This is a genomic window from Stenotrophomonas sp. GD04054, assembly GCF_029836955.1.
Taxonomy (GTDB): domain Bacteria; phylum Pseudomonadota; class Gammaproteobacteria; order Xanthomonadales; family Xanthomonadaceae; genus Stenotrophomonas; species Stenotrophomonas maltophilia_A.
Genome location: NZ_JAOECR010000055.1, coordinates 17,995 through 27,532 on the forward strand (window position 1 = coordinate 17,995; position 9,538 = coordinate 27,532).

Annotated in this window: 4 protein-coding genes and 1 pseudogene; 2 read left to right on the forward strand and 3 right to left on the reverse strand. The window is 66.6% G+C overall.

The features are described from left to right. Positions 1 to 53: 53 nt before the first annotated feature. Both N7573_RS19030 and N7573_RS19035 read left to right on the forward strand, forming a co-directional pair. Positions 54 to 3,509, forward strand: a pseudogene (locus N7573_RS19030) (efflux RND transporter permease subunit); the annotation flags it as partial. Next, on the forward strand, positions 3,506 to 6,586 hold the full coding sequence (locus tag N7573_RS19035) for an efflux RND transporter permease subunit (protein WP_279913467.1): 3,081 nt from the start codon (positions 3,506 to 3,508) through the stop codon (positions 6,584 to 6,586). The pseudogene N7573_RS19030 and the gene N7573_RS19035, both read left to right, overlap by 4 nt. A gap of 224 nt (positions 6,587 to 6,810) precedes the next feature. Here N7573_RS19035 and N7573_RS19040 read toward each other — a convergent pair whose 3' ends face one another. From N7573_RS19040 to N7573_RS19050, 3 genes are read right to left on the reverse strand one after another with little or no spacing between them, the layout of a single operon-like run. After that, on the reverse strand, positions 6,811 to 8,043 hold the full coding sequence (locus N7573_RS19040; protein WP_279913468.1) for a TraB/GumN family protein: 1,233 nt from the start codon (positions 8,041 to 8,043) through the stop codon (positions 6,811 to 6,813). Next, positions 8,036 to 8,566, reverse strand: a complete 531-nt coding sequence (locus N7573_RS19045) for a GNAT family N-acetyltransferase (RefSeq protein WP_279913469.1) — start codon at positions 8,564 to 8,566, stop codon at positions 8,036 to 8,038. Before N7573_RS19045 ends, N7573_RS19040 begins: the two co-directional genes overlap by 8 nt. A 14-nt stretch (positions 8,567 to 8,580) precedes the next feature. Then, positions 8,581 to 9,468 (reverse strand): carbon-nitrogen hydrolase, encoded by an 888-nt coding sequence (locus N7573_RS19050; RefSeq protein ID WP_134951180.1) that lies wholly within the window; start codon positions 9,466 to 9,468, stop codon positions 8,581 to 8,583. Positions 9,469 to 9,538 lie beyond the last annotated feature (70 nt).

Below are 9,538 nucleotides of genomic sequence, written 5' to 3' on the forward strand. Positions count from 1 at the left end.
ACCACGGTGCCTCGCCGGCGAGCGACGGCGCCGCCGCCGCCGCCAGCATGCGCGGCGGTCTGGTGGAATTCGCCACCCGCCGCCGCGTGACCATCGCCATGTGCACGGTCACCCTGCTGCTGTTCGGCCTGATCGCGCTGGGCAACCTCAAGGTCAACCTGCTGCCCGACCTGAGCTACCCGACGCTGACCGTGCGCACCTATTACACCGGTTCGGCGCCGACCGAAATCGAAACTCTGATCACCCAGCCGGTCGAAGAAGCGGTCGGCGTGGTCAAGAACCTGCGCAAGCTGAAGTCGGTCTCGCGCACCGGCCAGAGCGATGTGGTGCTGGAGTTCGCCTGGGGCACCAACATGGACCAGGCCAGCCTGGAGGTGCGCGACAAGATGGAAGCGCTGAACCTGCCACTGGAGGCCAAAGCGCCGGTGCTGCTGCGCTTCAATCCGTCCACCGAACCGATCATGCGCCTGGTGCTGTCGAACAAGGTGGCGCCGACCAGCGATGCCGATGCGATCCGTGAGCTGACCGGCCTGCGCCGCTATGCCGATGAAGACCTGAAGAAGAAGCTGGAGCCGGTCAGCGGCGTGGCGGCGGTCAAGGTCGGTGGCGGCCTCGAGGACGAGATCCAGGTCGACATCGACCAGCAGAAGCTGGCCCAGCTGAACCTGCCGATCGACACCGTCATCAAGCGCCTGAAGGACGAGAACATCAACATCTCCGGCGGCCGCCTGGAGGAGGGTTCGCAGCGCTTCCTGGTGCGTACCGTCAACCAGTTCGCCGATCTGGAGGAGATCCGCAACCTGCTGGTCACCACCCAGGCGTCGAACGGCAGCGCGGCCGACTCGGCGTTGCAGCAGATGTTCAACATCGCCGCGTCGACCGGTTCGGCGGCAGCCATCGCGGCGGCATCGGCGGCGCAGAGCGCATCGTCCGGCGGTGGTTCCAGCGTGGTCGCCAACGGTGTGCCGGTGCGCCTGAAGGACGTGGCCACCGTGCGCCAGGGCTACAAGGAGCGCGAAGCGGTGATCCGCCTGGGCGGCAAGGAATCGGTCGAACTGGCGATCTACAAAGAAGGCGACGCCAATACCGTGTCCACCGCCGAAGCGCTGCGCAAGCGCCTGGAGCAGATCAAGGGCACGTTCCCGTCCGACGTCGAGATGACCACCATCGAGGACCAGTCGCGCTTCATCGAGCACGCCATCGCCGACGTCAAGAAGGATGCAGTGATCGGCGGCCTGCTGGCGATCCTGATCATCTTCCTGTTCCTGCGTGATGGCTGGAGCACGTTCGTGATCAGCCTGTCGCTGCCGGTCTCGATCATCGCCACGTTCTTCTTCATGGGCCAGCTCGGCCTGAGCTTGAACGTGATGTCGCTGGGCGGTCTGGCACTGGCCACCGGCCTGGTGGTGGATGACTCGATCGTGGTGCTGGAGAGCATCGCCAAGGCCCGCGAGCGTGGCCTGGGCATCCTGCAGGCGGCCATCGCCGGTACCCGCGAAGTGAGCATGGCGGTGGTCGCCTCCACCCTGACCACCATCGCGGTGTTCCTGCCGCTGGTGTTCGTCGATGGCATCGCCGGCCAGCTGTTCCGCGACCAGGCGTTGACCGTGGCGATCGCCATCGCGATCTCGCTGCTGGTGTCGATGACCCTGATCCCGATGCTGAGCTCGCTGAAGGGACGGCCGCCGCTGGCGTTCCCGGAAGAAGCGCCGAACGAACCGTGGCAACCGCAGAACCGCTGGCAGAAGCCGGTGGCACTGGGCCGTCGTGGTGCCGTGGCGACCGCGCGCTGGAGCTTCTACGCGCTGGCTTGGCTGGTGGTGCGGGTGTGGCGTGGCGTGGTGGCGGTGGTCGGCCCGGTGATGCGCAAGGCCAGCGATCTGGCGATGAAGCCCTACGCCGGCGCCGAGCGTGGCTACCTGCGCCTGCTGCCGAGCGCACTGGCGCACCCGGGCAAGGTGCTGGGCGTGGCCACGATCATCTTCGTGGCGACCATGGCGCTGGTGCCGATGCTCGGTGCCGACCTGATCCCGCAGCTGGCGCAGGACCGTTTCGAGATGACGGTGAAGCTGCCGGCCGGCACGCCGCTGAAGCAGACTGATGCACTGGTACGCGAGCTGCAGCTGGCGCACGGCAAGGGCGAGGGCGTGGCGTCGCTGTACGGTGTCAGCGGCAGCGGCACCCGCCTGGATGCCAGCCCCACCGAGAGCGGCGAGAACATCGGCAAGCTGACCGTGGTGATGGAAGGCGGCGGCAATGCGCGTACCGAAGCCGAGATCACCGAGCGCCTGCGTGACACCATGGGCCAGCATCCGGGTGCACAGGTCGATTTCGCGCGGCCGGCGTTGTTCAGCTTCTCCACGCCGCTGGAAATCGAGCTGCGCGGGCAGGACATGGCCACGCTGGAAGTGGCCGGCCAGCGCCTGGCGGCGATGCTGCGCGGCAATGCGCACTACGCCGATGTGAAGTCGACGGTGGAAGAGGGCTTCCCGGAAATCCAGATCCGCTTCGATCAGGAACGCGCAGGTGCGCTCGGCCTGACCACCCGCCAGATCGCCGACGTGGTGGTGAAGAAGGTGCGCGGCGATGTCGCCACCCGCTACAGCTTCCGTGACCGCAAGATCGACGTGCTGGTGCGTGCACAGGAAGGCGACCGCGCCAGCGTGGAGAGCATCCGCCGGCTGATCGTCAATCCGGGCAGTACCCGTCCGGTGACGCTGGACGCGGTGGCCGAGGTGGTGGCTACCACCGGCCCCAGCGAGATCCATCGCGCCGACCAGACCCGGGTGGCGGTGGTGTCGGCCAACCTGCGCGACATCGACCTCGGCGCGGCCATGCGCGAAGTGCAGCAGATGGTCGCCGAGCAGCCGCTGGGTGCGGGTGTCGGCCTGCACATCGGTGGCCAGGGTGAGGAGCTGGCGCAGGCGGCGAAGTCGTTGATCTTCGCCTTTGGCCTGGCGATCTTCCTGGTCTACCTGGTGATGGCCTCGCAGTTCGAATCGCTACTGCACCCGTTCGTGATCCTGTTCACCATCCCGCTGGCGCTGGTCGGTGCGATCCTGGCGCTGATGCTGACCGGCAAGCCCATCTCGGTGGTGGTGTTCATCGGCCTGATCCTGCTGGTCGGCCTGGTCACCAAGAACGCGATCATCCTGATCGACAAGGTCAACCAGCTGCGCGAGGCTGGCGTGGCCAAGCACGAGGCACTGGTGGAAGGTGCCCGCTCGCGCCTGCGGCCGATCATCATGACCACGCTGTGCACGCTGTTCGGCTTCCTGCCGCTGGCGGTGGCGATGGGCGAGGGCGCCGAAGTGCGCGCACCGATGGCGATCACCGTGATCGGCGGCTTGCTGGTGTCGACCCTGCTGACCCTGCTGGTGATCCCGGTGGTGTACGACCTGATGGACCGTCGCGGCGATGCGTATTACCGCGAACGTGGCCGCAAGCATGCCGGTGAGATCGAGCCGGGTGCAGCGGGCAGCGCGGCGGGTGTGGAGGAACCGGCATGAGTGTGGCCGAGTTCTCCATCCGCCGTCCGGTCACCACCATCATGTGTTTCGTGTCGCTGGTGGTGATCGGCCTGATCGCTTCGTTCCGGCTGCCGCTGGAAGCGCTGCCGGACATCTCCGCGCCGTTCCTGTTCGTGCAGATTCCGTACACCGGCTCGACCCCGGAGGAAGTGGAGCGGACCATCATCCGCCCGGTCGAGGAATCGCTGGCGACGATGACCGGCATCAAGCGCATGCGCTCGTCGGCCACCTCCGAGGCGGCGCTGATCTACATCGAGTTCAGTGACTGGGACCGTGACATTGCGATAGCCGCTTCCGATGCACGCGAGCGCATCGATGCGATCCGCAGTGACCTGCCTGACGACCTCCAGCGCTACAACGTGTTCAAGTGGTCCAGCAGCGACCAGCCGGTGCTGAAGGTGCGCCTGGCCAGCACCACCGACCTGACCACTGCGTACGACATGCTCGATCGCGAGTTCAAGCGGCGCATCGAGCGTATTCCCGGCGTGGCCCGCGTCGACATCACCGGCGCGCCGCCAAACGAGGTGGAGATCGCCATCGATCCGAACCGGCTCAACGCGCATGGGTTGAGCATCAACGAGCTGAGCGAGCGCCTGCGCACGCTGAACTTCTCGATCTCGGCCGGACAGATCGACGACAACGGCCAGCGCGTGCGCGTGCAGCCGGTGGGCGAGATCACCGACCTGCAGGAAATGCGTGACCTGGTGATCAACGCCAAGGGCCTGCGCCTGGGCGACATCGCCGATGTGCGCCTGAAACCGGCGCGGATGAACTACGGGCGGCGCCTGGACGGCAACCCGGCGGTCGGCCTGGACATCTTCAAGGAGCGCAGTGCCAATCTGGTGGAGGTGTCGCGCGCGGCACTGGCCGAGGTTGAATCGATCCGTGCCGAAGCGTCGATGCGCGACGTGCAGATCAAGGTGATCGACAACCAGGGCAAGGCGGTGACCTCCTCGCTGCTGGAACTGGCCGAGGCCGGTGCGGTCGGCCTGATCCTGTCGATCACGGTGCTGTTCTTCTTCCTGCGCCACTGGCCGTCCACGCTGATGGTGACCCTGGCCATTCCGATCTGCTTCACCATCACCCTGGGCTTCATGTACTTCGTCGGGGTGACGCTGAACATCCTGACCATGATGGGCCTGCTGCTGGCGGTGGGCATGCTGGTCGACAACGCCGTGGTGGTGGTGGAGAGCATCTACCAGGAACGCGAGCGCATGCCGGGGCAGCCGCGGCTGGCCTCGATCATCGGCACCCGCAACGTGGCCATCGCGCTCAGTGCCGGTACGCTGTGCCACTGCATCGTGTTCGTGCCGAACCTGTTCGGCGAGACCAACAACATCAGCATCTTCATGGCGCAGATCGCGATCACCATCTCGGTCTCGCTGCTGGCCTCGTGGCTGGTCGCGGTCAGCCTGATCCCGATGCTGTCCGCGCGCATGGCCACGCCGAAGCTGGTGCACTCGCAGACCGGCGTGATCGCGCGCCTGCAGCGGCGCTACGCGACACTGCTGGACTGGTCGCTGCGCCATCGCGGCTGGAGCCTGCTCGGCATCGTGCTGGTGGTGCTGGTCAGCCTGGTGCCGATGAAGCTGACCAAGGTCGACATGTTCGGTGGTGACGGCGGCAAGGACATCTTCATCGGCTATATGTGGAAGGGCGCCTACACCTACCGGCAGATGTCCGAGGAAGTGGCGCGGGTGGAGAACTGGATCGACGCCAACCGCGAGCGCCTGCACGTCAAGCAGGTGTATTCCTGGTACAGCGAGCAGGAAGGCAGCTCCACCGTGGTCACCCTGGACGAAAAGTACGCCAAGGACATCAAGGCGCTGCAGGAAGAGCTGCGCAAGGGCCTGCCGAAGTCGGCCCGCACCGACTACTTCGTCGGCAACCAGGGCGGCGATGGCGGCGGTGGCGGCAACCAGGGCGTGCAGGTGCAGCTGGTCGGCGACTCCAGTTCGATGCTGCAGGAGATCGGCCAGGAAGTGGTACCGCTGCTGGCCCAGCGTGCCGAGCTGCGCGATGTGCGCATCGACAACGGCGAAAAGGGTGGTGAACTGAAGGTGCGCGTCGACCGCGAGCGCGCCGCCGCATTCGGCTTCAATGCCGAGCAGGTAGCCAGCTTCGTCGGCCTGGCCCTGCGCGGTGCACCGATGCGCGAGTTCCGCCGCGGCGACAACGAAGTGCCGGTATGGGTGCGCTTCGCCGGTGCCGAGCAGAGCAGCCCGGAAGACCTGGCCGGTTTCAGCGTGCGCACCGGCGATGGCCGCAGCGTGCCACTGCTGAGCCTGGTCACCGTCGACGTTGGTTCGTCCGCCACCCAGATCGGACGCACCAACCGCCAGACCACGCTGACCATCAAGGCCAACCTGGCCGAGAAGGTCACCGCGCCGGATGGCCGCAAGGCGATGGAGTCGGTGCTCAAGCCGATGAACTTCCCGGCCGGCTATGGCTTCACCTTCGATGGCGGTGACTACGGCAACGACGACGAAGCGATGCAGCAGATGGTGTTCAACCTGCTGATCGCGCTGGTGATGATCTACGTGGTGATGGCGGCGGTGTTCGAGTCGCTGCTGTTCCCGGCGGCGATCATGAGTGGCGTGCTGTTCTCGATCTTCGGTGTGTTCTGGCTGTTCTGGATCACCGGTACCTCGTTCGGAATCATGTCCTTCATCGGCATCCTGGTGCTGATGGGCGTGGTGGTGAACAACGGCATCGTGATGATCGAGCACATCAACAACCTGCGGCGCGGCGGCATGGGACGCACCCAGGCGCTGGTGGAGGGCTCACGCGAGCGATTGCGGCCAATCATGATGACCATGGGCACGGCGATCCTGGCGATGGTGCCGATCTCGCTGACCAGTACGCAGATGTTCGGCAATGGCCCGGAGTACGCACCGATGGCGCGCGCGATTGCCGGCGGCCTGGCGTTCTCGACCGTGGTCAGCCTGCTGTTCCTGCCGACCATCTATGCGGTGCTGGATGACCTGCGCAGTGCGGTCACGCGACTGATCCGGCGTGCGCGCGGTCTGGAGATGGTGCCGGGTACCCCGGTGTAGTGGTCGAGCTTGCTCGACCGTAATGCACGACAACGTGTTGTGGTGTGGGGGAGGCCGGTCGTAGTGGGGCGGCCTCCCCCTTTTTTTGATGTTCTGCGCAGAGCATGCTCGGCCGATCTTTGCGGTCGGCGTAAAGCGTGCCAACCAAGGTTGGCACCTGCCGGTCGCGCGCGCGGACGCCGTGCGGCCGGTAGCGCCGGGCCATGCCCGGCGGGGCGTTGCAATCAACCGGCGACCTTGCCCCACACCTTGAACGTGGTCAGCCACAGGCCGAGCATGCTGCCGATGTTGGTCAGCATGAAGGTCAGCACCACGCGGGTGACGCGGTTGCGATACCAGCCCTTCAGGCTTTGCGCATCGTCGCGCAGCTTCAGGAAGTCCTCATACGCCGGCTTGCGCAGGCGCGCTTCCACCAGCGCCGAGAATGCGCCGGTCGGGATGCTCAGGCGGAACGGCTTGAACGGCGCCACCGCGATCGCGGTGAGGATGCTCAGCGGATGGCCGCTGGCCAGCAGGCAGCCCAGGCCGGCGAGGCCGCCGGTATACATCGCCCAGGTTGCCAGCAGTTCGGTGCCCACGCCCAGGCCACCGCGGTAGAAGCCTACGCCGATGCCGGTCGCCACGATGGCCAGGATGCCCAGCGTGAACCACGGAATGTTGCGCTTCTTCGGCACCGCTTCCAGCTCGGCGCGCAGCGGTGCCGGTGCTTCGGTGTCGGTTTCCAGGTAGCGGGCCAGCCCGGCAAGGTGACCGGCACCGACCACTGCCAGCACCTCACGCTGCTGCGGATCGTGTTCTTCGCGCAGGCGCGTGGCCATGTAGCGGTCACGCTCGCCGATGATGGTCTCGTACAGCGCCGGGCTCTCGCTGGCGAACTCGCCGAAGCTCGACTCCAGCATGTCGCCCTGCTTGAGCTTCTCGATCTCGTTTTCGCCCACTTCCTCGGATGAGAACAGACCTGCGCCAAGCCCGGCGACCAGCTTCAGCTTGCCGAAGAAGCCCAGCCGTTGCGAGGCACGGCGGAAGGTCAGGCCGACTTCACGGTCGATCAGGTGTACCGGCAGGTTGCGCTCGCGCGCCAGTTCCACCGCGCGCTTCAGTTCGGCGCCCGGCTCGATGTCGAGCTGTTCGGCCAGGCGGCGCTGGTACGCGGACAGGGCCAGGTTGGCGGCGAACAGGGCCACGCGGCCCTTGCGGATCACTTCGACCAGATCGAGCTTGGCCAGTGTGTCCGGATCGCTCAGCGCCTGCAGGCGCTGTGGGTCCAGTTCAACGGCAACGGCATCGAAGCGGCCGCTGTCGATGGCTTTTTCCACCGCCTCGACGCTGGCGCGGGAGACGTGGGCAGTGCCCAGCAGGGTATAACGCACGCCGTCGCGTTCAACAACGCGTACCGGCTGGCCGGCGAAGAGGTCGTCGCCGGTCTCGGGAAGGGTTTCGGTCATGGGTTCATTCATTGGAAGGTGCAGTGTCGGCGCCATCGCCGAGCGCGCGCTGCATCTGCACGGTATCCAGCCAGCGGCCATGCTTGCGGCCGAGGCCACGGAACACGCCGACCAGCTCGAAGCCGAAGCGTTCGTGCAGCTTGATTGAAGCGGTATTGGTCGGCTCCCCGATCACCGCCACCATCTGCCGGTAGCCACGCGCCACGCAGGCGTCGATGAGGGCCTGGAGCAGGCCGGTGCCCACGCCCTGGCCCTGGAAGCGGGCATCGACGTAGACCGAGTTTTCCACGGTCCACTGGTAGGCGATGCGGGTGCGGTAGGTGTTGGCGTAGGCATAGCCGGCCACCTGGCCGTCGATCTCGGCGACCAGGTAGGGGAAGCCACGGTCGATGATGTCGCGCATGCGGCGCAGCATCTCGGACGCGTCGGGGATGTCGTACTCGTAGGTGTTGACGAAGTCGGTCACTTCCACCGCGTAGATCGCGGTGATCGCGGCGATGTCGGCCTGGCCGGCATCACGGATGAGGACGGCCATGCGCGGGCTCCGGCTCAGTCGATGTAGCGCTTGAGCAGGTCGCCGTACGCGTCGATGCGGCGATCGCGCAGGAACGGCCAGATGCGGCGCACGTGCTCGCTGCGCTGCAGGTCGACATCGCACAGCAGCACGGTGGCGTCGGTGCCGGCTTCGGCCAGGAATTCGCCCTGCGGGCCGAGCACGTGGCTGTTGCCCCAGAACTGGATGCCCGATGCGCCCAGCGGCGAGGCTTCATGGCCGACGCGGTTGCAGCTCAGCACCGGCAGGCCGTTGGCCACGGCGTGGCCGCGGTGACTCAGCACCCAGGCGTCGCGCTGGCGGGTCTTTTCGGCCTGCACGTCGTCCGGGTCCCAGCCGATCGCGGTCGGGTACAGCAGCAGTTCGGCGCCGGCCAGCGCCATCAGGCGTGCCGCTTCCGGATACCACTGGTCCCAGCACACCAGCACGCCGAGGCGGCCCACCGAGGTATCGATCGGCTTGAAGCCGATGTCGCCCGGGGTGAAGTAGAACTTCTCGTAGAAGCCCGGATCGTCCGGGATATGCATCTTGCGGTACTTGCCCAGCAGGGTGCCGTCCTTCTCGAACACCACGGCGGTGTTGTGGTACAGGCCCGCGGCGCGGCGCTCGAACAGCGAGCCGACCAGCACCACGCCATGCTTCTTCGCCAGCGCGCCGAGGCGCTCGGTGCTCGGGCCCGGGATCGGCTCGGCCAGGTCGAACTCGTCCACCGATTCGTGCTGGCAGAAGTACGGGCCGTTATGCAGTTCCTGCAGCAGCACCAGCTTGGCACCCTGCGCAGCCGCCTCGGCCACGCGTGCTTCGATCACCGCCAGGTTGGCGGCGGCATCACCGTGGTTGCGCTCCTGGATCAGGGCGACGGTAAGGGGGCTGCGCGAGTTCATGCGGGGCGTTCCTGCGGGGGAAAACCTGCATGTTAGCGCGGATGGGCGGCGACGGCGTGTCGCGCGCTGA